The organism is Rhizobium leguminosarum, assembly GCF_004123835.1.
GTDB classification, from domain to species: Bacteria; Pseudomonadota; Alphaproteobacteria; order Rhizobiales; family Rhizobiaceae; genus Rhizobium; species Rhizobium leguminosarum_M.
The window spans coordinates 210,181-233,176 of sequence record NZ_MZMU01000019.1 but is presented as its reverse complement, the minus strand read 5'-3'; the positions used below and the strand labels follow the sequence as shown (position 1 = coordinate 233,176).

The 22,996-nt window shown below is 59.3% G+C and carries 22 protein-coding genes and 1 pseudogene; 13 read left to right on the top strand and 10 right to left on the bottom strand.

Going from position 1 to position 22,996, the window contains the following annotated elements; all coding sequences use genetic code 11:
• Positions 1 to 61 precede the first annotated feature (61 nt).
• Together B5P46_RS27995 and B5P46_RS27990 are read right to left on the bottom strand one after the other, a co-directional pair.
• Positions 62 to 1,273, bottom strand: a complete 1,212-nt coding sequence (locus B5P46_RS27995; protein ID WP_129421568.1) for a polysaccharide biosynthesis/export family protein — start codon at positions 1,271 to 1,273, stop codon at positions 62 to 64.
• A 289-nt stretch (positions 1,274 to 1,562) separates the two neighbouring features.
• Positions 1,563 to 2,987: an O-antigen ligase family protein gene (locus B5P46_RS27990; RefSeq protein ID WP_129421684.1), complete on the bottom strand. Its 1,425-nt coding sequence runs from the start codon at positions 2,985 to 2,987 to the stop codon at positions 1,563 to 1,565.
• 311 nt (positions 2,988 to 3,298) lie between these two features.
• Here B5P46_RS27990 and B5P46_RS27985 point away from each other — a divergent pair, with 311 nt between their 5' ends.
• Positions 3,299 to 3,898, top strand: coding sequence for a transglutaminase-like cysteine peptidase (locus B5P46_RS27985; RefSeq protein WP_129421567.1), 600 nt, complete (start codon positions 3,299 to 3,301; stop codon positions 3,896 to 3,898).
• A 270-nt stretch (positions 3,899 to 4,168) separates the two neighbouring features.
• The gene (locus B5P46_RS27980; protein ID WP_129421566.1) at positions 4,169 to 5,497 is read left to right on the top strand and encodes a UDP-glucose dehydrogenase family protein; all 1,329 of its coding nucleotides are present in this window, start codon (positions 4,169 to 4,171) and stop codon (positions 5,495 to 5,497) included.
• Between the two features lie 122 nt (positions 5,498 to 5,619).
• On the opposite strand, the gene B5P46_RS27975 is transcribed toward B5P46_RS27980, so the two are convergent.
• Both B5P46_RS27975 and B5P46_RS35585 read right to left on the bottom strand, forming a co-directional pair.
• A complete protein-coding gene (locus tag B5P46_RS27975) occupies positions 5,620 to 6,411 on the bottom strand; it encodes a metallophosphoesterase (protein WP_129421565.1) in 792 nt (263 codons plus the stop codon).
• A 159-nt stretch (positions 6,412 to 6,570) separates the two neighbouring features.
• A pseudogene (locus B5P46_RS35585) lies at positions 6,571 to 6,678 on the bottom strand (TolC family protein); the annotation flags it as partial.
• A gap of 295 nt (positions 6,679 to 6,973) precedes the next feature.
• Here B5P46_RS35585 and B5P46_RS27965 point away from each other — a divergent pair.
• Positions 6,974 to 7,216, top strand: a complete 243-nt coding sequence (locus B5P46_RS27965; RefSeq protein ID WP_003542164.1) for a KTSC domain-containing protein — start codon at positions 6,974 to 6,976, stop codon at positions 7,214 to 7,216.
• A gap of 101 nt (positions 7,217 to 7,317) precedes the next feature.
• Here B5P46_RS27965 and B5P46_RS27960 read toward each other — a convergent pair whose 3' ends face one another.
• The 3 genes from B5P46_RS27960 to ung form a co-directional block, all read right to left on the bottom strand.
• Positions 7,318 to 7,923, bottom strand: coding sequence for an alpha/beta hydrolase (locus tag B5P46_RS27960; RefSeq protein WP_129421564.1), 606 nt, complete (start codon positions 7,921 to 7,923; stop codon positions 7,318 to 7,320).
• Positions 7,924 to 7,934: 11 nt separating this feature from the next.
• Positions 7,935 to 8,867, bottom strand: a complete 933-nt coding sequence (locus B5P46_RS27955; RefSeq protein WP_129421563.1) for a VOC family protein — start codon at positions 8,865 to 8,867, stop codon at positions 7,935 to 7,937.
• Between the two features lie 135 nt (positions 8,868 to 9,002).
• Complete coding sequence (ung, locus tag B5P46_RS27950; protein WP_129421562.1) at positions 9,003 to 9,704, bottom strand: uracil-DNA glycosylase; 702 nt, start codon at positions 9,702 to 9,704, stop codon at positions 9,003 to 9,005.
• Between the two features lie 239 nt (positions 9,705 to 9,943).
• Between ung and B5P46_RS34725 the strand changes: the two genes are divergently transcribed.
• The 3 genes from B5P46_RS34725 (at position 9,944) to B5P46_RS27940 (ending at position 13,260) form a co-directional block, all read left to right on the top strand.
• Entirely contained in the window at positions 9,944 to 11,368 is a 1,425-nt protein-coding gene (locus tag B5P46_RS34725) for a phosphomannomutase (RefSeq protein WP_206735415.1), read from the top strand.
• Positions 11,369 to 11,407: 39 nt separating this feature from the next.
• Positions 11,408 to 12,835 (top strand): mannose-1-phosphate guanylyltransferase/mannose-6-phosphate isomerase, encoded by a 1,428-nt coding sequence (locus B5P46_RS34720; RefSeq protein ID WP_206735414.1) that lies wholly within the window; start codon positions 11,408 to 11,410, stop codon positions 12,833 to 12,835.
• Positions 12,836 to 12,954: 119 nt separating this feature from the next.
• Positions 12,955 to 13,260, top strand: a complete 306-nt coding sequence (locus tag B5P46_RS27940) for a hypothetical protein (RefSeq protein ID WP_129421683.1) — start codon at positions 12,955 to 12,957, stop codon at positions 13,258 to 13,260.
• 37 nt (positions 13,261 to 13,297) lie between these two features.
• Here B5P46_RS27940 and B5P46_RS27935 read toward each other — a convergent pair whose 3' ends face one another.
• Positions 13,298 to 14,254 carry an endonuclease/exonuclease/phosphatase family protein gene (locus B5P46_RS27935; RefSeq protein ID WP_129421561.1) on the bottom strand — a complete coding sequence of 319 codons (957 nt, stop codon included), beginning with the start codon at positions 14,252 to 14,254 and terminating at the stop codon, positions 13,298 to 13,300.
• 281 nt (positions 14,255 to 14,535) lie between these two features.
• Between B5P46_RS27935 and B5P46_RS27930 the strand changes: the two genes are divergently transcribed.
• On the top strand, positions 14,536 to 15,552 hold the full coding sequence (locus B5P46_RS27930; RefSeq protein ID WP_129421560.1) for an NAD-dependent epimerase: 1,017 nt from the start codon (positions 14,536 to 14,538) through the stop codon (positions 15,550 to 15,552).
• A gap of 32 nt (positions 15,553 to 15,584) precedes the next feature.
• On the opposite strand, the gene B5P46_RS27925 is transcribed toward B5P46_RS27930, so the two are convergent.
• Together B5P46_RS27925 and B5P46_RS34615 are read right to left on the bottom strand one after the other, a co-directional pair.
• Positions 15,585 to 15,971: a hypothetical protein gene (locus B5P46_RS27925; protein ID WP_129421559.1), complete on the bottom strand. Its 387-nt coding sequence runs from the start codon at positions 15,969 to 15,971 to the stop codon at positions 15,585 to 15,587.
• Positions 15,972 to 16,153: 182 nt separating this feature from the next.
• Positions 16,154 to 16,306: a hypothetical protein gene (locus tag B5P46_RS34615; RefSeq protein ID WP_003542181.1), complete on the bottom strand. Its 153-nt coding sequence runs from the start codon at positions 16,304 to 16,306 to the stop codon at positions 16,154 to 16,156.
• A 447-nt stretch (positions 16,307 to 16,753) separates the two neighbouring features.
• Between B5P46_RS34615 and B5P46_RS27920 the strand changes: the two genes are divergently transcribed.
• The 6 genes from B5P46_RS27920 to B5P46_RS27895 all read left to right on the top strand — a co-directional run bounded on the left by B5P46_RS27920 (position 16,754) and on the right by B5P46_RS27895 (position 22,980).
• The gene (locus B5P46_RS27920; protein ID WP_129421558.1) at positions 16,754 to 17,455 is read left to right on the top strand and encodes a CerR family C-terminal domain-containing protein; all 702 of its coding nucleotides are present in this window, start codon (positions 16,754 to 16,756) and stop codon (positions 17,453 to 17,455) included.
• The gene (gene hlyD / locus B5P46_RS27915) at positions 17,452 to 18,465 is read left to right on the top strand and encodes a secretion protein HlyD (RefSeq protein WP_129421557.1); all 1,014 of its coding nucleotides are present in this window, start codon (positions 17,452 to 17,454) and stop codon (positions 18,463 to 18,465) included. The genes B5P46_RS27920 and hlyD overlap by 4 nt, the downstream gene beginning before the upstream one ends.
• Positions 18,462 to 20,219 carry an ATP-binding cassette domain-containing protein gene (locus B5P46_RS27910; protein WP_129421556.1) on the top strand — a complete coding sequence of 586 codons (1,758 nt, stop codon included), beginning with the start codon at positions 18,462 to 18,464 and terminating at the stop codon, positions 20,217 to 20,219. Before hlyD ends, B5P46_RS27910 begins: the two co-directional genes overlap by 4 nt.
• On the top strand, positions 20,216 to 21,343 hold the full coding sequence (locus B5P46_RS27905) for an ABC transporter permease (RefSeq protein WP_129421555.1): 1,128 nt from the start codon (positions 20,216 to 20,218) through the stop codon (positions 21,341 to 21,343). The genes B5P46_RS27910 and B5P46_RS27905 overlap by 4 nt, the downstream gene beginning before the upstream one ends.
• 1 nt (position 21,344) lies before the next feature.
• On the top strand, positions 21,345 to 22,454 hold the full coding sequence (locus tag B5P46_RS27900) for an ABC transporter permease (RefSeq protein ID WP_129421554.1): 1,110 nt from the start codon (positions 21,345 to 21,347) through the stop codon (positions 22,452 to 22,454).
• Between the two features lie 130 nt (positions 22,455 to 22,584).
• Positions 22,585 to 22,980 carry a DUF1236 domain-containing protein gene (locus tag B5P46_RS27895; RefSeq protein ID WP_129421553.1) on the top strand — a complete coding sequence of 132 codons (396 nt, stop codon included), beginning with the start codon at positions 22,585 to 22,587 and terminating at the stop codon, positions 22,978 to 22,980.
• The last annotated feature ends 16 nt before the right edge of the window (positions 22,981 to 22,996 follow it).

Here is a 22,996-nt window from a genome sequence, read left to right as displayed (position 1 = left end):
ATCCGCTATATAGGCCACCAGCATTAATCATCCGCGATCGATGCCGGCCCGCCTATTGCAATCAATTTCCAAGATCCTGTACCGCGTTACGGGTATCATTCGCATCGTCGGCCACTCCGGAAACAGTGGACGATACCGAGTTTACGATGTCAAGGAACTTGACCAGTTCAACAGAGTCCGAATTGGAAATATAGATAATATCCTTGTCTTCCATCTTGAATTGCTGAACAGCAAACAAGGTTGCCGGGTCGCGCATATTCGCACGAATGATCACCGGAACCATTTCACCCGTAAATCTCGTCGTGTCCACGTGCATCGCTTGAACCGTTTTCTTCGGGACAAGACGATAGAGCAGGACCTGAGCCGGGTCGGCGCGGTCGTCGCGTAGGCCGCCAGCCTTGGCGATTGCCTCTCCAAGGGTCAGGTTGGACTCTTCGAAATCGAAGCGACCGCTGGTGCCTGCGGCACCGAGCGCAAGATAGGTGCGGCGCTCATGATCGATCGAGATCGTATCATCCGGCGCAACATAGATATTTTCCGCCGGGTTCTTCAACAGCGTAGTGTAGGCGACGGTTGCCGTCTTGCCGCGGCGCTGCAGCGTTACATTCGTTTCGATATTGTTGGTCGTCAAACCGCCCGCGGCGGAAATGATATCGAGAACACGCTCACCGGCCGGGCTGATCTCGACGCGCTGGGGATTGTTGACATCACCGAGCACAGCAACCTGACTGGAGCGGCTTGTCGTTGTCGTGATAACCACCTGCGGTTCGATCGCGCGGCTCGCCAGGCGATCCTCGACGTCCTGCTCCACGGTCTCCTTCAGGCGACCGGCAGCCGGAACCCGACCCGCATAGGGAATTGTGATCGTTCCGTTTCTATCGATGGTCTGCTCCGGCAGCGAGATGTAATTGCCGGGTCGGCTACCTGCATCGGACGGAATGAAGAGGCCGCCCGACTGAGCTTCGAAGATGGCAACCTGGACAACGTCGCCGTAACCGAGCGGAATTTCAGGCGCCCCGCCTCGACCACCACCGAACCCTTTGAACGAGGTCGGCTGGGGAGCGGCAAAATACGACAGGACGTTCTTGCTGAGATCAACCAGGGCGTAGTCGATACCGACGCGACGTTCCTTCGTTGTCACTTTCACCGCCGCATCTCGATCAACGTCTTTGTGATCGGGACCGGATCTTGGCAACGAGGTGCAGCTTGCCAATATAGTCGTTAGCGCTACAACAATGGCGACGCGTGTACTACCGATACGAGAACAACCCATAGAATACCCTGCGTTTACGCCCCTGAAGCTACTGCCCCGCGATCTGACAAAATACAAGACAATCCCCGATCAATAACACTTAAAGCCGATTAACATTCCCCTAACTGTGGCAGGCTGGCAACGCCGAGCCCCTTAGGAAGCGAAAAACGACTTCGGTCCGACTTTTCTTGCGTCGCAACAATCCGAAGGCTGCACCCGCTATAAAATTTCTTGGGTTTCAGAGTCAACCGTTCGCACCTGCACAATCGATCTTTTCCGAAAATCTTATTAAAATCCATCCATTTAAACTTTACGTGGTTAACGGCCGCTCATATGCCATGTCCGCCTCTCCGTTGCTACGCCCGAGGCATATCGCGACAACCGCACTCAGGAAGGCGGAGTAAAACACCGCAAAACCCGGTATCTGCAGCGAAAAATCGACCGCCGCATGAAGAGCGACCAAAATGGTCGCCGCCAGGCCAAGAAGAACATAGTGCCTGAGACGCCGTCTTTGGGCGAACCCGCGCCGGAACACCCTGGCAAGCACCGAGAAGGCAAGGACCGTCGCAATCGGGAACAATATTCCGAGGCCCAGAAATCCTTCGAGATAGAAATTATGCGCACGGTCGAAGACCCCGAAAATTCCGCAAGCCGGATCGCGGTAGGCGGAAAACACGGTCCGGAAGGTTCCGAGCCCCGTTCCCGTCAACCAATGATCCGAGATGGCACGCCATATGCCCGGCAGAATGCAAAACCGATCATCATCCTCGAGTCGCCGCTCTTGCGCGCGCAAAATCGCCTGGCCCGCAAACACCGTCAGCAGCAGTACGACGAAACCAATCGCCGAGAGGAGTTTCAGCAACGAACGCCATCTTGGCGCCGGTCTCAGATGACGCCTTGAGCCGTTCCAATTGATGACAAGCCATGGAAAATAGATGAGAGCGGCAACAAAGGTCGCAAATATCCCGGCGCGCGAGCGGCTCAGCATCAGCGCGGTGAAGCATGCGCATAAGAGCAGGATATAAATCCACGATCTCAAGAGAAGCGCGTTTCGGCCCGGCTCGCCGGGCGGATAGTTCGAATAGGCTCGGGTAATGTCCCTGACCAGGGTCAGCATCAGCAGCGTTCCAAGCCCGAGGAACGTCGCGGCGGTATTGCGGTTGACGAAGACCGCAGTCAGGCTGTCGAGGTAGGCGTGTTTCTCCACGACGATCAGGATGCTGGGAAACAGCGAAAACTGCAGCAGGCCGAAAACAGCGATGATGCCCGCAGAAAGCCCGAGACCGGTGAGCACCGTCCTCGCGCGCTGATCGGTATCGCATAAGAGAAGCCCGGTCAGGAACGTGACGAAGGGCAGCGCCACCCAGAGGATCGAGGCGAGCGTGTCCGCCGGTTCGACGGAGATCGCCGCGTAATTGACGCCCGCTAGGTCACGAGCGGCATCCCAAGCGGGATTTGCCAGCCACCGCGAAGGCAGTTCGATCGTCTGAATAAACGTCCAACCTGTCAGAACGATCAGCAGAAACAGGGCGATGCCGAATACCCCTCTGCTCTGTCTCGGCTCTCCGAACAGCAGTCCCGAAATAATGGCGAGAGCAAACATTCCGATCGCCGCGAAGGCGAAGGCCAAGGGTGTAACGCTCCCGAACGGTATGAGCGTCAATATAACGAGGCCGATGAAGGCAAAAAGCAAAACCTCTCGCAAGACCCGCTTATTGATGAGGTTGGAGAACATGTGAATTCGTTTACCAGAGTAGGCGGCGACCAAAGCCATTGCAACCGAAGAGATTAATTTACTCGTACTAACATAAGTTGAACATCAAGCGCTTGCGTGCTAAAGTGTAACAGAATTCCACATCATTTAAAATTGTCGCGAAAGGTTTAAGCCAATCGAGACAAGGCCCGCCTATGCTCTCCTTCCAAGCAGCAGAAACGGGACAGATATTCTGCGCCCAATACTTGGCAGATCATCAGATCGCCATGCCATTGACCGAGAAAAAAGGCAAGCCTGATCTCAATCGGTTGCCCGTAACGGGGATTTAAGAGATGAAGAAAACAGTCGTTACACTTCTGGCACTGGCCTTTACAGCAGGCAATGCATGCTCGGCATTTGCCGCCGGTCCCGCAGGTTTTGCCCGCGGCCTGACTGGTAATTCGGCGGTCAGTTATATCTCTGAAAAAGGCAAGATCATTCCGCCTTTCGCCCAGGTGCTGTTCTGCGCCCAGAACCCGTCCGAATGCCGCGACAACAATGGTTTGGCGGTCGTTGCGCTGACGGACAAGCAAATGCTGCAACTGAAGGACGTCAACACCGCCGTCAATCGTACGATGATCGGCCGGAACGACTCCCGTAACGAACTGAATGGCGACGTCTGGAAGGTGAATGTGCGCAGCGGCGACTGCGAAGATTTCGCATTGACCAAACGCAGCCGGCTGATAGCAATGGGCTGGTCGTCGCGCGCTTTGCGTATCGCGACGGCATATACGCCCTCCGGTGAAGGACATGCGGTCCTCGTCGTCAGAACCGACAAGGGCGATCTCGTCCTCGACAACAGGAAAAGCAGCATCAAGAACTGGCGCGATACCGATCTGCGCTGGGACAAGATTCAATCGGGAACAGACCCCTACGTCTGGTACCGGCTATAACAGCCGAGGCAGCGACATAGACTGATTGATCCTGTTTCCGGATTGAAGTCGAGCCTGCTCTGCCGAGCCGCTCGACTTGTCATATCGCCCACACAAACCTATGTTTTGGCTATCGGCAGGGCAGTGCGCGGCAAGCTGCGGTGCCCGGAGTTCGATTTCCGATGTGGGGTACCAGGCGATCTACGGTATTGTCTTTTCGTCCAGATTAACTATGACGAACGTCATGCTGCGACGCAGCATGACGTTCTACTCTAATGATTTGAGGGAAATATGCGCATCACGATGATTGGATCAGGCTATGTCGGCCTCGTTTCAGGCGTTTGCTTTGCGGATTTCGGCCACGACGTCATCTGCGTCGACAAGGATCTGAGTAAGATCGAAGCCCTTCGCGAAGGCCGCATTCCGATCTACGAGCCGGGCCTGGAGCAATTGGTCGCGGAAAATACCAGCACCGGCCGGCTGTCGTTTTCGACGGATGTCGGCGAAAGCGTCCGCAGCGCCGACGTCGTGTTCATCGCAGTCGGCACGCCGTCCAGGCGCGGCGACGGCCACGCAGACCTTTCCTATGTCTACGCCGCTGCACGCGAGATTGCCACCTATGTGGAAGGCTTCACCGTTATCGTCACCAAGTCGACGGTGCCGGTCGGCACGGGAGACGAGGTCGAGCGCATCATGCGTGAAACCAATCCTGCCGCGGATGTCGCCGTCGTTTCCAATCCGGAATTCCTGCGTGAAGGTGCGGCGATCGAAGACTTCAAGCGTCCCGACCGTATCGTCGTCGGCCTGAACGACGACCGGGCGCGCGAAACCATGACCGAGGTCTACCGCCCGCTCTATCTCAACCAGGCCCCCTTGGTCTTCACCACCCGCCGCACCTCGGAACTGATCAAATATGCGGCCAATGCCTTCCTCGCGATGAAGATCACCTTCATCAACGAGATCGCCGATCTCTGCGAACGGGTCGACGCAAACGTCCAGGACGTTTCGCGCGGAATCGGTCTCGACGGTCGTATCGGCTCCAAGTTCCTGCATGCCGGCCCGGGTTACGGCGGTTCGTGCTTCCCCAAGGATACGCTTGCCCTTGCCAAGACGGCGCAGGATTACGACGCGCCGATGCGTCTCATCGAGACGACGATCTCGATCAACGACAACCGCAAGCGGGCGATGGGACGCAAAGTCATTTCAGCCGTCGGCGGAGACATTCGCGGAAAGAAGATCGCGATCCTCGGCCTGACTTTCAAGCCGAACACCGACGATATGCGTGACAGCCCGGCGATCGCAGTCATCCAGACCCTGCAGGACAACGGCGCGCAAGTGGTCGGCTACGATCCCGAGGGCATGGAAAATGCCCGCAAGGTGATCGACAACATCGAGTATGCGAGCGGACCCTACGAAGCGGCCGCCGGTGCGGATGCGCTTGTCATCGTCACCGAATGGAACCAGTTCCGCGCGCTCGATTTCAATCGCCTGAAGCAGTCGATGCGCGCTCCGATCCTGGTCGATCTGCGCAATATCTACCGCAGCGACGAAGTCCGCAAACACGGCTTTACCTATACCGGCATCGGCACCAACCTTTATCAGGAAGCGACCGGCGCCTGAGATAGCCCCGTGAACTTTTATTGTCCTGACGCCGCGGAGCATAATCCGCGGCGTTTGGTTTTGAGCATGACGCCGAAAAGTGTAGGCGTTTTCGGACGACACCGCTTGCCGATCTAGCCGATTTAGAGGATTCCGACCCGCGTCCCCTTTATCGTCAGCACGGTCAGCCGGCCCGTCGCCGAAACCGCAGTGTCGATGCCGATGCGTTGCGGACCGAATGTCGGGATTCGCGCCGGGGTGTGGCCGTGGATCACAAGGACAGGAAGCTGCGGCCCTTCATCCAGGAAGGGCTGACGGATCCACATAAGGTCGCTGTCTTTCTGCCTCTTGAGGTCGATGCCCGGCTTGATGCCCGCATGAACGAAGAGGATCCTTCCCATCCGCAGCATGACCGGCAGCGATTCCAGAAATTGGATATGCCGTTCGGGTATCATGTTGCGAATGACGCGGGCAATTGTTTCGCTTCCGGCCGCCGACTGCAGCAGATGCTCGATATCGATACCGTATGAGTGCAGCGTCTCCGTCCCGGCAAAGCCGAGCCATTCAAGAATGCGCGCCGGTTTGCGATAGAGCTTCACCAGCTCCGCGTCATGATTGCCGCACAGGACGAAACGTTGAAACCCCGGCGGCGGGGTCTTGCTCAGGAACTCCAGCACCGCGCTCGAATCAGGCCCGCGATCGACATAATCGCCGAGCATGACGATGAGCTTCGGCCCCGGAATGCGCGCGGCATCCTCCTCGATGCGGCGATGTGCCTCGACGAGTTCTTTATAACATCCGTGAACATCGCTCATCGCGTAGACTGCAGCGAATTCGCCTTCGGCAAACGTCAGCCGAGCGCGTCTTTTACGGTTGCCGGACAGTATCGGTATCTGTTGTCGCCACGGCGCTAGATAGTTAAACATCGAACCCATTTATGAGACCCGACCGAATGGCGGGTTGTCGGAAATAATCCATCTCTTATCCATCGCTGCAACGGCATGAGGCTCAGTGTCATAAGAATTTGGCCTGATCGCGGCCCCACCGAAGTTGTACCCGAACCTGCCATATTCAGAGTGACATAGTCCTTCGCCGAATGACGGCGAGATCGAACCACTGAGAGTGATGCTCGGATAAAGCTGCGACTCGGCAACGCCGATATTGGCCGTTGCAGCGGCGAGGTCACGCTCCGCCTTGCGGATGTAATCATTCATACTTGGGAGGGTGCTGCGGTTAATAATACGCTATAGTTTGCTATATGACGGTTAATCCGGCGTTAAACCGCCGATTATTGCGTTTCTCGCGACGTTATCGGCTAATATTCCCCAAATGGAGGAGCCACAGGTATCGGATTTCCACAGGCGAGACCTTCGAAAAAGCTGTAAAAATCAACTATAACGAGAGTCATCAGGAAAAAATGAACGTTAAAGAAGATGATGCTTGACGCCCCCGCGGCGCAGCATAATGATGGCGCGTTGCGAGTGTGAATGACATTTCTTGATCAGGAATCTCAGATCCAAAATTGCGGGGTGCAAAGTGGAAACTGCGGTTGATTCGAAACTTATCGAGGCGATCACCTACGACGAAGACAGCCGGCATCTACGGGTCTATCTGACCAACGGTCAGAGGCGAGAATATGAAGGCGTTCCCAAGGGCGTCGTCGTCGGGTTGACGATGGCGGAATCACCGGGAAATTTCTACATGAAGGCAATCAGGGGCAAATATCCTCCTCGCCCCTAATGTCCTATCGATCACGACGATAGGATCGTTGTCCCAGCAAAGATGCGGGACCGGCATTCCCGGTCCCGCAATCATTTTCCCGCCGAGCGGCGGTGCACACGTCAATAACCGCCGAGGAAATCGCGAACCGCATTGATCTCGAGCGGCGCAATCTCGTGACCGCCGGGATGCCAGACCACCCTGATCTCCGCCCCTCGGTTTTTCAGATGTTCGGACAGCGCCTCTGTCATGGAGACGGGCGCGATCGGGTCTCGTTGCCCGGCCGTCATCAGCACCTTTCTTCCCGCGAGCGTCGACTGGGCTTCGGGTTGAAACGGAATGAGCGGGTGCATGAGAACCGCGGCATCGAAGATACCCTTCTCGATCAGGACATTGGCAAGAATATTTGCGCCGTTCGAAAAACCCAGGCCGAGAATATGGGAAGCCTGGTACTCGTCAGCGAATGCCTTGACGTAGGCGGCCATCTTCTCCGTCGCTCGGGAAAGGTCGGCCATGTCGTAGACCCCCTCCCCGGTGCGGCGAAAGAACCGCGCCGCGCCGTGTTCGGAAACATCGCCGCGCGGCGAGAGAATCGTCGCTTCGGGCAGCAGGCGCCGACCGAAGTCGAAAAACTGGTTCTCGTCGCCGCCGGTGCCGTGCAGCACCAGCAGGATGGGTTTATCAGGTGCACCGGCATGCAGCCGGTGCCCATATCCGGTTTCGGTCATATCGCCTCTCCTCACACTTCGAGCGGCTGCAGATGCTGCTCGAGCAGCGCGCGAAGGTGGGCGTGCTGTTGCGGCAGTTTCAGGGCTTCGCCAAGATGGGCCGTATCCTCGTCGCGGTCGAAGCCGGGCTCATTGGTCGCGACCTCGAACAGCACGCCGCCCGGCGTGCGGAAATAGATCGCCCAGAAATAATCGCGGTCGATCACCGGCGTGACCTGATAGCCGGTGTCCATCAGCGCTTTGCGCACTTCGAGTTGCTTCTCGCGGTTTTCGACGGCGAAGGCGACATGGTGGACGGAGCCGGCGCCCGGAAGGGCACGGGCAATGTTTGGCATGGTCTCGAGATCGATGAGATGTGCGCCATTGCCGGAGGGCTTGATCAGCCGCTTGACGCCGTCCCTTTCCTCGGCGACCTCGTAACCCATGAACTTCAGGAGTTCGGCCGTAGCGCCTTCGTCCCTCAGCCGCATGGCGACGGAGTGGAAGCCGCGAATGGCATGATCCTCGTTGATGCCGCCATGTGTCCAGGACTGGCGGGCGTCATCCTTGACCTCGACGAGCGCGAAGCCATCGCCATCGGGGCCGGAGAAGTTCAGCCGTTTTTCGCCGAAACTTTCCTCAGCCTTGAGGCCGTCGACACCAAGCGCGGCAAAGCGATCGCTCCAGAAGCCGAGCGAGCCTTGCGGAACGGAAAACACCGTCGTGCCGACTTCGCCGGTACCGGGACGGCCCTGCGCCATCTTCGGGAACGGGAAATAGGTCATGACCGTGCCGGGCGCACCGGTCTCGTCACCATAATAGAGGTGATAGACATCGGGCGCGTCGAAATTCACCGTCTTCTTGACGCGTCGCAGGCCGAGCGCATTGGTGAAAAACTGGTTGTTGGTGCGGGCATCCTGCGCCATCGACGTGACGTGGTGCAGACCCTTGATCTGATCGAGCATGTCAAACCCCTTTCATACCCGCCGTTGCGGGCTTTCGATGAGGCTAAGATGCGCGCTGAAACTCCCGTAGAACAGACCCGTAGACCAAAACGCATTGTCTTCTTTTAGTGAACGAACGACAAAGTCCGTTCACACCTACGCCCCATGGGGATCGGCCGGCAATTGCCAGTCGATCGGCGCACGTCCGCGCGACTGCAAGAAGGCATTCGCCTTCGAAAAATGCCCGCAGCCAAAAAAACCGTTATGGGCCGAAAGCGGCGAGGGATGCGGCGCCCGGAGCACGAGATGCCGCGTCGTATCGACAAAGGCGGCCTTGCGTTGGGCATAGGAACCCCACAGCATGAAGACTACGGATTCGCATTCATCGTTGACCTTGCGGATGACGGCGTCGGTGAAGCGTTCCCACCCCTTTCCCTGATGAGCAGCCGCCTGCCCTTCCTCGACTGTCAGCACGCTGTTCAGCAGGAGTACGCCCTGCTTTGCCCAATGTTCGAGAAAACCGTGACGTGCCGGCGCTATGCCAAGATCCGTCTCCATCTCCTTGTAGATATTGACCAGGGAGGGCGGTATGCGCACGCCCGGGCGGACACTGAAACACAGCCCATGGGCTTGCCCGAGTCCATGATACGGGTCTTGGCCGAGGATGACGGTCTTGACGTTGGAGATCGGCGTCAGATCGAGGGCGCGGAAATATTCGCTGCCCTTGGGGAAAATCCGCTTGCCGACCTGCTTCTGCGCGACGAGGAAGGATTTGAGCTGTTGCATGTAGGGGCTTGAAAACTCCCCCTCCAGCGCGGCCTTCCAGCTCTCGTCGAGACTGACGGATGTATCGCTCATCTAGGAAAATCCTTCGCATATGACGAAACAACGGACACACGGTTCTAACAAAATCGATCTACGCTGCAATGCCTGCCGGCGCGGCAATGGGTCTACACCTTCAGAATTCGGTGAGAAAAGACTGCGAGAGGCTGTCCGAGGCATCATCGTCCGTATTTAACTATATGATGGCTTTGGTATTTACGCCGGCAGGCGGCCTGAGTAGAACTTTGATCGTGAAATCGGAGCCATGTCTTCCCATGAAATTCGGCACGAGCGGCCTTCGCGGACTTTCAGTCGACCTCAAGGGACGCGCCTCCGCCCTCTACGCCACCGCGTTCGGCAAATATCTGCTGCAGACCGGCAAGGCGCGGGCCGGCGACGTCATTCTGATCGGCCGCGATTTTCGCGATTCAAGCCCTGAAATCTCGGGGAATTGTGCCGGTGCGCTTGCCGCGCTTGGCTTCCGGATCTTCGACTGCGGCACCGTCCCCACACCCGCCCTTGCCCTCTATGGCATCGAGAGCAACGCCGCATGCCTGATGGTTACGGGCTCGCATATTCCGGCGGACCGCAACGGCATCAAATTCTATCGCCCGGATGGCGAGATCGACAAATCGGACGAGGCGGCGATTACCGCATTGGCCGCCGAGATCGAACGAAACGGCGAAACGGTCGTACAAGCACCGGCCGAGACGGAAGACCACGAGGCCGCTTGCCGGCAGCTCTTTTTTGAACGCAATACAGCTCTGCTTCCGCAAGGTGCGCTGTCCGGACTGAAGATCGGCGTCTACCAGCACAGCACCGTCGCTCGCGACTTGCTGGTTGACGTTTTCGCCCATTACGGCGCCGAGATCACCGCTCTCGGACGTTCGGAGGGTTTTATTCCCGTCGACACCGAAGCCGTTTCCGACGAGACGATCACGCTGATGAAGCGCTGGGTGTCCGAGCACAAGTTCGACGCGATCGTCTCGACCGATGGCGACGGCGACCGCCCGCTGGTCGCAGACGAAACCGGTACACCGCTGCGCGGTGACCTTCTCGGCCTTGTGGCAGCCAATTTCCTCGGGGCCGGCACGGTGGTGACACCGGTTACCTCCAATTCGGGCATCGAGGCCGCTGGCTCTTTCGCCGTCAGGCGCACCCGCGTCGGCTCGCCCTTCGTCATCGCGGGCATGGAAGAGGCCGTAGCGGCCGGCGAAGATCAAGTCATGGGCTTTGAAGCCAATGGCGGGCTGTTGACTGCAACCCCATTCGATATCAACGGCAGAGCCGTGCGCGCCCTGCCGACGCGCGATTGTTTTATCCCGATGCTCGCGATCCTGTCGCTCGCTGCCATTCGCAGGCAGCCGCTTTCTGCCGTTGCTGCCTCCTATCACCTGCCCTTTGCCGCGGCCGATCGCCTGGAGAATTTTCCGCTGGAGACGAGTGCCGCGCTGATGGAGCATCTGCGCGCCTCGGAAGATAATCTCTCGGCTTTCCTGCAGCCGATCGGTGACGTGGCGACGAAATCCGACATCGACGGACTTCGCGTGACGCTAAGGGATGGCGGGATCATTCATTTCCGCCCGTCCGGCAATGCGCCGGAAATGCGCTGCTACACGGAGGCCGGCAGCGAAGCTGCAGCCCTGGATCTGCTGAATACAGGGCTCAATCGAATAAGAGACTGGGCAGGTGCCCGGTAACATGCGACGAACAAGCCGTTTATTTCAAGGAACCCGCCTATGACGCAGAAAATCGTTCCCGTGATCATGGCCGGCGGCAAAGGCACGCGGCTCTGGCCGCTTTCCCGTGCCACCGCACCAAAACAATTCATCCAGTTCGTCGGCGACAAGACGCTATTTCAGGAAACTCTCGAACGCGTTTCCGATCCCGAGCTCTATGAAGCCCCGATCGTCGTCACCAATGAAGAATTCCGCTTCCTGGTCGCCGAACAGGCTCGCGAACTCGCCATTCCGCTCGCAGCGGTCCTACTCGAACCGGTCGCCCGCAACACCGCTGCAGCGGTGGCCGCAGCCGCAACGCTTGCCGCCGACCTCTTTGGCAAGCACACCATCATCCAGATGCTCGCCTCGGATCACGAGATCCTTGCCGACAAGAGCTATTTCGATTGCATCCGCATCGCCCGCGATGCCGCCGCCGACGGCAAGCTCGTAACCTTCGGCATCAACCCGACGGAGCCGGCGACGGGCTACGGCTATATCGAGATCGGCGATGCCCTCGAAAACGGTGCACACAAGGTCAAGCGCTTTGTCGAAAAGCCGGCACTTGAGAAGGCCGAGCAGATGCTCGCCGACGGCGGCTTCTACTGGAACTCAGGCATCTTCATGTTCCCGGTGACGGAACTCATCGCCGAACTGCAGGAATATGCGCCCGATGTGCTGAAGGCGGCCAGCAAGGCCGTTTCGAAAGCAAGCCGCGACCTCGATTTCACCCGCCTCGACGCCGACCATTTCGCCAAGAGCCCCGATATCTCCATCGACTACGCGATCATGGAAAAAACGTCCAAGGCCGCCGTTGTCCCCTCGCCGTTCAAATGGTCGGACATGGGTAGCTGGGATGCCGTCTGGAAATCAGGCGCACGCGACGACAACGGCAACGTTGCCGCCGCCAACACTACCGTCGTCAATACCCGCAACTCGCTCGTCATGACCCATGGCGTGCATCTTGCCGTCCAGGGCATGGATGATGTCGCCGTCATCGCCAGCGAAGACGCAGTCTATGTCGGACCGCTCAAAGACAGCCAGAATGTCGGACAATTGGTCAAGATGCTGGCCTCTACGTCCGCCACGGCGAAATTCGCCGAAACCCATCCGACATCTTATCGCCCCTGGGGAGGCTATACCTCCATCTTCAACGGCGATCGTTTCCAGGTGAAGCGCATCTTCGTCACGCCGGGCAAGAAGCTATCGCTGCAAAAACACCACCATCGCTCCGAACACTGGATCGTCGTCAAGGGAACGGCTGAGGTGACGGTCGGCGAGAATGTGCGTATGCTGCGCGAGAACGAAAGCGTCTACATTCCGCTGGGCGAAGTCCACCGCCTCGCCAATCCCGGAAAGATTCTTCTCGAGCTCATCGAGGTTCAGACGGGCTCCTATCTCGGCGAGGACGACATCATCCGTATCGTCGATGAGTTTGGAAGAACGTAAAATCGCAGCCGGAGCGATGGTCGGGCCTTTTCCGGCGCGACCATCCTCGCTGTTGAATTTCCTCTTGGGGTTCTCGTAGAATGGATGTACCGACAGACATGACCGGAGATATCTCCCTGATGCGTACCTTGCCCGTCCTCGCCGGATTTCTTGCAATCATGGTGCCGGGAATGGCGTTTGCCGAAACGGCAAGCATGCGAACCGCACGCGAGTCGGAAATTCGCCAGCACCTGCCCGGTACGTCCGAACTGAAAGAAGCCAAGAACGGCTACGAATATCGCGACGGCAATAAGAATGGCTACAAGATAACCAATGGCCAGGTGTGCGTCCTGTTCCCCAGCAAGAAGACCGATTGCGTCAACGTGAAGACCGACGGCAAGACGTTTCAGATGATCGACAAAAAAGGCGGCCGAACCAGGTTCTGATTTGTAGCCCCGGCAAGATTTCCTTGCCCAGGCAAAGTCATTTTACCGGTGAAGTTTCGCCGGCCTTGTCGAGAACGAAGTCGGCGACCAGGCCCGAATGGTTCGAGCCGAGATTATCATTGAGACGTTTCAGCGATGTCAGACGAAGCGGCGCGCGCGCAAATATGTGGTCGATGGCGATCCCGAGCGCGCCGGCGCCGATCGGCCATGTTGCCGGTTCTGGCGTGATCGTTTTCAGCTTCTGCTCACGCAGGAAAGCTTGGATGCTCGGGGCGATCGCCGAGGAGTTGAAATCACCTGACAGCACCAGAGGGCCGTCGATCGAGCCAAGCGCTTTGCCGAGATCTTCCAATTCAGCCATCTGGAAATCATCGAAGTATGGTTTGGTCAGGTGCGCCGAAACCAGATTGATGGTCTCGCCTCCGAAGTCGACGCTTGCTATAACGAGCCTGTTTTTTCGCAAGCTGCCCATACTTGCGACCTGCCGGCTGACGAACGGGCGTTTGGAGAGCACCAGCGTATCGCATGTATCCTTCCCGGTATCGCAGCCGATATGGTAGGGATAGGCCTTGAACAATTGCTGCAGGTGAAACGTCAGCGGCTTGGCTTCGAGCAGATTGACGACGTCGGCATTCGACGCGATCACCATGTCGGTGATTTCAGTCGAGTTTTTCCAGTTGTCGATCGCGATGTTGAACGACATCAGACGAAAAAGCGGCGGCCTCTGGGTGCCTCTGTCGCCCTCCGAGAACTCGCGCAGCATGATGACGCCGTGAGCGATGAGAAGAAGCGAGGCAAGCAGAAGGATGAAGCTGTAAATCTGTCTCTTGATGGCCAGAATGACGAGGCTGGCGGCGACAAACACGATACCGAGGTGAACCTGAAAGCTGTAGACGAAGGACAGAAGCCAAAAGTTCGTGACATAGCGTAACGACACGATCGCGATAGCAACGGTCAGAAACGCGCAGAGAATCCAATAAATTATATCTCTCATCGATCCTGACCTGCTTGCAGACGGCCGGCCGGCCATAACATGCAAGCAATCATGTTGCAATGCAGCATAACGGCCGAGAGTTGCGGCTGACCGGCAGACGATATCGATAGTCTCGCCCTCATACGGCAAGGCAGCGACGGACAGGCCGCCGACAGTAGGGACAGTGCTGTGGCCTTCTCTTTCAAAGGCCTATCGACTCGGCCTCTTCTTATCTTGTAAGTGGGGTCACTTGATACGGAATCGGCTCTTTGCCGTCGGCAGGGAGCCGAGAAAAGGTGGGAATGCGCTACTTCATTACAGGGACTGCCGGCTTTATCGGTTTTCATCTGGCCAGGCGCCTGCTGCAGGAAGGGCATGACGTCACAGGCTTTGATGGCCTCACTCCCTATTACAACGTCAAGCTCAAGGAGATGCGCCATGCCGCACTCTCCCAGTTTCCGGCCTTCAGACCCGTGATCGCAATGCTTGAGGACCGGCCAGCGCTGGAAGCGGCTGTTCTGGCGGCCAAGCCCGATATCCTGATTCATCTCGCCGCACAGGCCGGCGTGCGCTACAGCCTGGAAAATCCAGAGGCCTATCTTCGTTCGAACGTCGAAGGCTCGTGGAACATCTTGGAAATCGCGCGACGCGTCGAAATCCGCCATCTGATGCTGGCCTCGACATCATCGATCTATGGCGCCAATGCGACCGTCCCCTTTCACGAGACCGATCGCGCCGACGAGCCGCTGACCATCTATGCGGCGACGAAGAAATCGATGGAACTGATGGCGCACAGTTACGCCCATCTTCACAAGATTCCGACCACGGCTTTTCGCTTTTTCACCGTTTATGGCCCATGGGGCCGGCCCGACATGGCGCTGTTCAAATTCACCAAGAACATGCTTGAAGGCCAGCCGATCGAGATCTACGGCGAAGGCAACATGAGCCGTGATTTCACCTATATAGACGATCTCATCGAGGCGATCGTCAGGCTATCGGCGGTCGTCCCGTCCGAGGAAAATCGCCTCGAAAACACGGCTGTCGAAACGCTCTCGCGCCAGGCGCCCTTCCGTGTCGTCAATATTGGCGGAGGCCAGCCGGTCAGCCTGATGGATTTCGTCGAAACGGTGGAAAAGGCGCTCGGCCGTCCTGCAATTCGCAAGATGCTGGCGATGCAGAAGGGTGATGTGCCGCGTACCTTCGCGGCCCCCGATCTGCTCGTCGCGCTGACGGGCTACAAGCCGGATACCACCCTGGAGGTCGGCGTCAAGGCCTTCGTCGACTGGTATCTCGATGTGCGTGGCGAACTCGACGCCTAGCTTATTTGCTGAACTGTTTCCAGTCGATTCTGTCAGCGAAGAAACGTCACCGCGTTCACGACGTTGACCGCCTTTGAAAACACATAGTCGACGACAACGGTAAGGCTCTGCGAATAGGCCTTGAGTCGATAGCCCTCACCCTCGACCGGAGCGGGGCTGCGCAGGACGAGGGGAATGCCGGGGCGCACGAAACCCGCGCGTGTCGTCAACGGAACTTCGGGCGCATGCCCGATGGCGGAGGTGTACATCAGATCGCGGGCAAGGCTGGCGGGGCCCATCGCGAATGCCGGCTCGGCGGCGGCAGTGATGGTCAGGGTCAAGGCGATGGCGGCAAGAATTCTGTGCATGTTGAAGTCCCCGTTTGCGGATCGGCGGGCTTTCGGTTTGCCCGGCTCCAAACGATCGATGCGTCTGTCCACGCTTCGGTCGCTTTCATGAGACCACTCTACACATCAGTATTTTCAGGGCTTTTAAGCGGATCGGTCAAATTTTACGAAATTTGATTTTCTGTCCGGAAGGGCTTGAGTCGCACAAAAAATGAGGCCCCGGCCCGCGGTCCGAGTGCGCAACATCGGCAATGACCTGGATGCTGTATCGCAGTCTACAAAATGCGATCCAGCTTCTTGTTGATATGCAGATTCGGCATCACGCCCGCGCTTTGCGCGGCATGATAGGATTCGCGCGCCGCATCGAACGAGATCGACCACATGATGGCGCTGAGCAGCAGCGCGATAATATAAATCTGAATACGCATCGAACCGGCGATACGGAAAGAGCAAGGCAGTTTTGTGTCAAAACATAGCCACTGGGATCACGAAAAGTGGCGGGCTTTTTTGTTTTGCACCCGGTCGGCACCAGACATATTAGTGTCGTGAAAATTAGCGATATTGTATCGCTACCTGTTAGCAGCCGACCCCGAGGCTTGGTTCCTCTTCCCACCCCGAGAACCCTGAGAGGTCCGTTCTCCACGGGCCTCTTTGCTTTCTCTCCGGTCGTTTTCCAGAACAGCCGAGATCGCCTGATCCGATCGATGCTGAACCGCTGAACGGCACATCTCGATCAAATCCCGCCACGCATCTGCCACGAGCGATGTCACGTTCCTGCCTTGCCTTTGCACCAGCGAAGTTATAAGCCGCCAACTCAGCTGCAAAAAATATATCAATCGATTGACTTACTTTTCTGTCGATGTTATAAAATTGTCATGACCCAAGAACACGACAACGAGCCACCGGCCTCCGCCCGTGCCGAGATCGCGCGTCAGAAGATGCTGTCCGCCGCCCTCGATGTCTTCGGCCGCTATGGCTTCGACGGCGCTTCGACACGCCAACTCGCGGAAGCGGCCGGCGTCAACCTGCAGGCAATCCCCTATTATTTCGGCAGCAAGGAAGGTCTCTACATCGCCACCGCCGAATATCTGATGATGCGGATCAATACGCATGTCGGTGACATGAGGGCGCGCGTCGGCGCGCATCTGCTGGCGCTCGACGCTGCGGGCAAACCGCTTGGTGAAGCGGAGGCTCGCCATTTCCTGACCGAGATTTTACAGACCATGGTGACGCTGTTCGTCGGCAGGGAATCCGAATCCTGGGCGCGCTTCCTGATCCGCGAGCAGATGGAGCCGACCGAAGCCTTCACACGGGTCTATCAGGGCCTCATGCGGCCGATGATCGAGATGGGCCGGCGGCTGATCGGCGCCATCCTTCATGAGGATGCCGCCTCGGAACATGTGCGCCTGCGCACCTTCACCCTTCTCGGCAGCATCCTCGTCTTTCGTGTCGCCCATGCAGCCGTGCTCGCCCAGATGGAGTGGAATGGCGTCGGCCCGGAACAGGTGGAAACCGTGCGGGGCCTTGCCGCAGAGCTGGTCGATGCCATCGGCGCATCGAAAGGAAGTGCAGCATGAAACGCGTCCTTCCCCTCGTCATTCTTCTTCTCGTTGCGGCGGGTGCTGCTGCCTGGTGGTACGGCCTGCCCGAAAAGCTCGGCTGGTTGCCCGAGGCCCGCCGCGAGTTCGTCCTTTACGGCAATGTCGATATCCGCCAGGTCTCGCTCGGTTTCCGTGTCAGCGGCCGCCTCGCCGACCTCCATGCCGACGAAGGCGACGTCGTCAAAACTGGAACGGTTCTGGCAAAGCTCGATGCAGCACCCTATGAATTCGCGGTCCGCTCGGGCGAGGCCAATGTCGCAGCCCTCCAGGCGAAGCTCGACAAGCTCAAGGCCGGTCCGCGGCCGACCGAGATCGCCCAGGCGCGCGCCGCCTATGACGAAAGTGTCGCAGATCTCCGCAATGCCAACCTCGCCTATGACCGCGCCCGCCAATTGCGCCCGCAGGGCACGATTTCCGAGGCAAGCCTTGATCAGGCGACCGCTGCAAGGGCCATGGCCGCCGCACGCTCCGACTCCGCCAACGAGGCGTTGAAACTGCTGCTGGAAGGTTCCCGTGTCGAGGATATCGCCGCTGCCGACGCCCAGCTGAAGGCGGCTCAGGCAACGCTCGCCTCGGCCCGCACCTCGCTAGAGGATACCCAATTGCGCGCGCCAAACGACGGCGTCATCCTCTCCCGTGTGCGGGAGAACGGCGCCATCGTTTCCCCCGCCGACACTGTCTTCGTGTTGTCGCTGACAGAACCCGTCTGGGTGCGCACCTATGTCGCTGAACCCGATCTCGGCCGCATCCATCCCGGCATGAAGGTTGCCGTCACCTCCGATACGGCGCCCGACAAACCCTATGAAGGCACGATCGGCTTCATCTCGCCGGTTGCCGAATTCACTCCGAAATCGGTGGAAACGCCGGAACTGAGGACCGACCTCGTCTATCGCCTGCGGATCGTCATTGACAAACCCGGCCCGGATCTGCGCCAGGGCATGCCGGTCACCGTGCGTTTTCCGACGCCGACGGCAGGCGGACAATGACCGCCCCCGAAACCGGCCCCCAGACAGGTTGGGGCGACAAGCCGCTCGTCCGGATCGACGGCGTCACCAAGCGCTTCGGCGACGTGCCAGCCGCCCTTGACGCCGTCTCCGGCATGATCGGCGGCGGTGCGATCACCGGTCTCGTCGGCCCTGATGGCGCCGGCAAGACGACGCTGATCCGTCTGATGACCGGCCTGATGATGCCCGACACGGGAACGATGGAGGTTCTCGGCTTCGACACGCGCAAGAACCCCGCCGGCATCCAGGCGGCGATCGGCTACATGCCACAGCGCTTCGGTCTCTATGAGGACCTTTCGGTGCAGGAAAATCTCGATCTCTATGCCGATCTACGCGGCCTGCCGAAGAGCGAACGCGCAAGCGCCTTCGACGAGCTGCTCACCTTTACCGACCTCAAGCGTTTCACCGGCAGGCTCGCTGGAAAGCTTTCCGGCGGCATGAAGCAAAAGCTTGGCCTTGCCTGCGCGCTTCTGAAGAAGCCGCGCCTGCTTCTGCTCGACGAGCCGGGCGTCGGCGTTGACCCGATCTCGCGCCGCGACCTTTGGAAGATGGTCGAGAACCTGACGAAGGAAGGCATCGGCGTCCTTTGGTCGACCGCCTATCTCGACGAGGCTGAAGCTTGCGACCATGTGCTGCTTTTGAACCAGGGAAAGCTGCTCTTTTCGGGAAAACCGACTGACATGACCGGCCGCGTCAGCGACCGGGTTTTTCGCGTCTCGGGCATGACAGGGCGCCGCCGGCAGGTGCTTGCCGGGCTTCTGCAGGCCGATGGCGTCATCGACGGCGTGATCCAGGGCGAAGCGATCCGCCTCGTCGCCGCCAAGGACAAGAAACCGGATATCGGCTCGGCCGGCGATGGCGCAACCCTCGCCCCTGCCCCGCCGCGCTTCGAAGATGCTTTTATCGACATGCTGGGTGGTGGTCCTGGCGGCCGCTCGAGGCTGGCCGAGGCGCAAGAACCGACGAAGGGCGATGACGACCGGCCGGTGATCGAGGCCAAGGGGCTGACCAAGCGCTTCGGCGATTTCACCGCTGCCGACAATATCAGCTTCGATATTCGCCGCGGCGAGATCTTCGGCCTGCTCGGCCCGAACGGCGCCGGCAAATCCACCACCTTCAAGATGCTCTGCGGCCTGCTGAAGCCGACCGGCGGCGAAGGCCGCGTTGCCGGTTTCGACCTTCGCCGCGATGCCGCCGAGGCCCGCAACCAGCTTGGCTATATGGCGCAGAAATTCTCGCTCTACGGCGATCTGACCGTCATGCAGAACCTCGAATTCTTCTCCGGCGTCTATGGCCTTCGCGGAAGACACCGGCGCGAGCGCATCGATCTCATGGCCGGCATCTTCGATTTCGGCCGCCATGTCAGCCAGCCGGCCAAGGACCTGCCGCTTGGCCTGAAACAGCGGTTGGCGCTCGCCTGCGCCGTCATGCACGAGCCGCGCGCCCTCTTCCTCGACGAACCGACCTCCGGCGTCGATCCGATCACCCGGCGCGAATTCTGGACGCATATCAACGCGCTGGTCGAAAAAGGCGTCACCGTGCTCGTCACCACGCATTTCATGGACGAGGCCGAATATTGCGACCGCATCTCGCTGATCTATCGCGGCCGCTCGATCGCACTTGGCTCGCCTGACGAATTGAAGGCCAAGGTCGCAACCAGCGAGCTGCCGGACCCGACGATGGAGGACGCCTTCATCGCCCTGGTACAGCAATCCGAGAAGGAGGATGCAGCATGAGCACCTCCTCCGGCCGGATGCGACGTCTCTTGGCCCTCGTGCGCAAGGAAAGTTTTCAGGCGATCCGCGATCCGAGCAGTATCCTCATCGCCTTCGTGCTGCCGCTGATTCTGCTCTTTCTTTTCGGCTACGGCGTCTCGCTCGATACCAGCCGCACCCGCATCGGCCTCGTGACCGAGGAGATGACGCCGCTGACGCAGGATCTGTCGGCCAGTTTCCAGGCCTCGCGCTATTTCGATGTGGCCATCGGCCGCGACCGGCGTCTGTTCGAGGAAGACCTCGTACTCGGCAAGCTGCGCGGCATCGTCGTCATCCCCGCCGATTTCACCACGCGCTACACCGCCGGCAACCGGCCCGGTATCCAGGTGATCGTCGATGGCTCCGAACCGAACACGGCGAATTTTGTGCAGAATTATGCCCAAGGCACTGTTGCCAACTGGGAGCGGCAGAGGCAGGCGGACGTCGCCTCCCACAGTCCCGCCATTTCGGTCGAGCAGCGCTTCTGGTTCAACCCCGAACTGACCAGCCGCAATTTCCTCGTGCCCGGCTCGATCGCCATCGTCATGACGCTGGTCGGCACGCTTCTGACCTCGCTCGTCGTCGCCCGCGAATGGGAGCGGGGCACAATGGAGGCGATGATGGCGACACCGGTGACGGCGGTCGAACTGCTCGCCGGCAAGATCCTGCCCTATTTCCTGCTTGGCCTCACCTCGATGACGCTCTGCGTGCTGCTTGCGGTCTTCCTCTTCGGCGTGCCGTTCCGCGGCTCCGTCGCCGCCCTCTATGCACTGTCGGCCGCCTTCCTGATCCCGGCGCTCGGCCAGGGCCTGTTGATCTCGACGGCCACGAAGAACCAATTCCTTGCCTCGCAGCTGGCGCTGATCTCGGCCTTCCTCCCGGCCTTCCTGCTGTCTGGCTTCCTCTTCGAGATCAATTCCATGCCGACCGTGATCCAGTGGATCACCTTCATCGTGCCGGCGCGCTACCTGATCCCCAGCCTGCAGACGGTGTTCCTGGCCGGCGACATCTGGCCGATGTTTCTGCAGGCGATCGGGGTGATGCTGACGATCGGCGCCATCATGTTCGTGCTGGCGGCCCGCAGCACCAGAAAGAGGATCGGTTGAGATGTGGACAAGGCTCTACGCCCTGATCGTCAAGGAACTGCTCGCCGTCCTGCGTGATCCGAAGGGCCGCGCTATCCTGATCGGCCCGCCGATCGTCCAGCTTCTCGTCTTCTCCTATGCGGCGACGCTCGAAGTCCGCAATGTCGACGTGATGATCCTCAACCGCGACAGCGGTCACTGGGGCCAGGAACTGATCGAGCGTATCGATGGCTCGCCGACCTTCCGGAGAATCGAGATTGCAGGAAGCCAGGCGGAGGTCCGGGTGGCGATCGACAACCAGACGGCCATTGCCGCCGTTGAGATCGGCCCGGACTTTTCCCGCAATATCGAGGCGGGAGCGCCGGCCGACCTGCAGGTGGTGCTCGACGGCCGCCGCTCCAACGCCTCGCAGATCGTCGCGGGCTATCTCTCGCAGATCGGCGCCGCCCTCGCCGCCGAGACGCCGGCCGGCAAACGCGCCGGTGCCGACATCGTCTCGACAGTGCCGCGCAACTGGTTCAACCCGAACCTCACCTATCAATGGTTCATGGTGCCGAACCTGATCGCCAGCATCGCGCTGCTGATCGGCCTCATCGTCACGGCGCTGTCGATCGCTCGCGAGCGCGAGCTCGGCACCTTCGACCAGTTGATGGTCTCGCCGCTGCGCATCCACGAGATCCTGATTGGCAAACTGATCCCGCCGATGATGATCGGCCTCTTCCACATCACCGTCTATGTCCTGGCCGCCGTCTTCCTGTTCGAGGTGCCGCTGCGCGGCTCGCTCTTTCTGCTGTACGGCAGCGCAATCTTCTATCTCGGCTCGGTTGCCGGCCTCGGCCTGTTCATCTCGGCGCTGTCGATGACACAGCAGCAGGCGATCCTCGGCGCCTTCCTGTTCATGGTGCCAGCCATGCTGCTCTCCGGCTTCGCGACGCCGATCGAGAACATGCCGGGCTGGCTGCAGCCGGTAACGCTCGTTAATCCGCTGCGCTACTTCCTGGTGATCGTCAAAGGCGTCTTCCTCAAGGATATTCCGCTGAGCGAGGTGGTGAACCAGACGATCCCGCTGGCGCTGATTGCTGCCGTCACCCTCAGCGCCGCCGCCTGGCTCTTCCGCCGGCGGCTGGAATAATACCTCCCAACCCAGGCTTCAGCCGCCTCACAGAATGTGAACCAGCCTTCCAAAGCGTGACTCTCTCCTGCTGGAACCTCGGATTGGCGCGGTCGTTACCCAAGCGCAACCCCAGCAAAGGAGAAGCAAAATGTACAAGATTCTACTTGTCTCCAGCGCCCTTGCGCTGTCGTCGCTCGCCACCAATGCGCTGGCTGACGGAGCCGTCACCGGTGCAGCCGGTGGCGCCATCACCGGCGCAATCGTCGGCGGCCCCGTGGGTGCTGCCATTGGCGGCGTGGCCGGCGGTGTCGCCGGTGCCGTAGTCGATCCGCCGCCGCGCGAGGTCGTCACCTATGTCCAGCAGCAGCCGGCCCCGACCGCCTCTGTGGTCGTCCAGGAACCAATTGTCGTCGGCAAGCCGCTTCCGGCTGATGTCGTCGTGACGCCGGTGCCTGACAATCCGAAATATGCCTATACGGTCATCAACAATCGCCATGTGATCGTCGAACCCCGCACCCACCGCGTGGTGCAGGTGATTGAATAATCAACCTGCCGAAGCC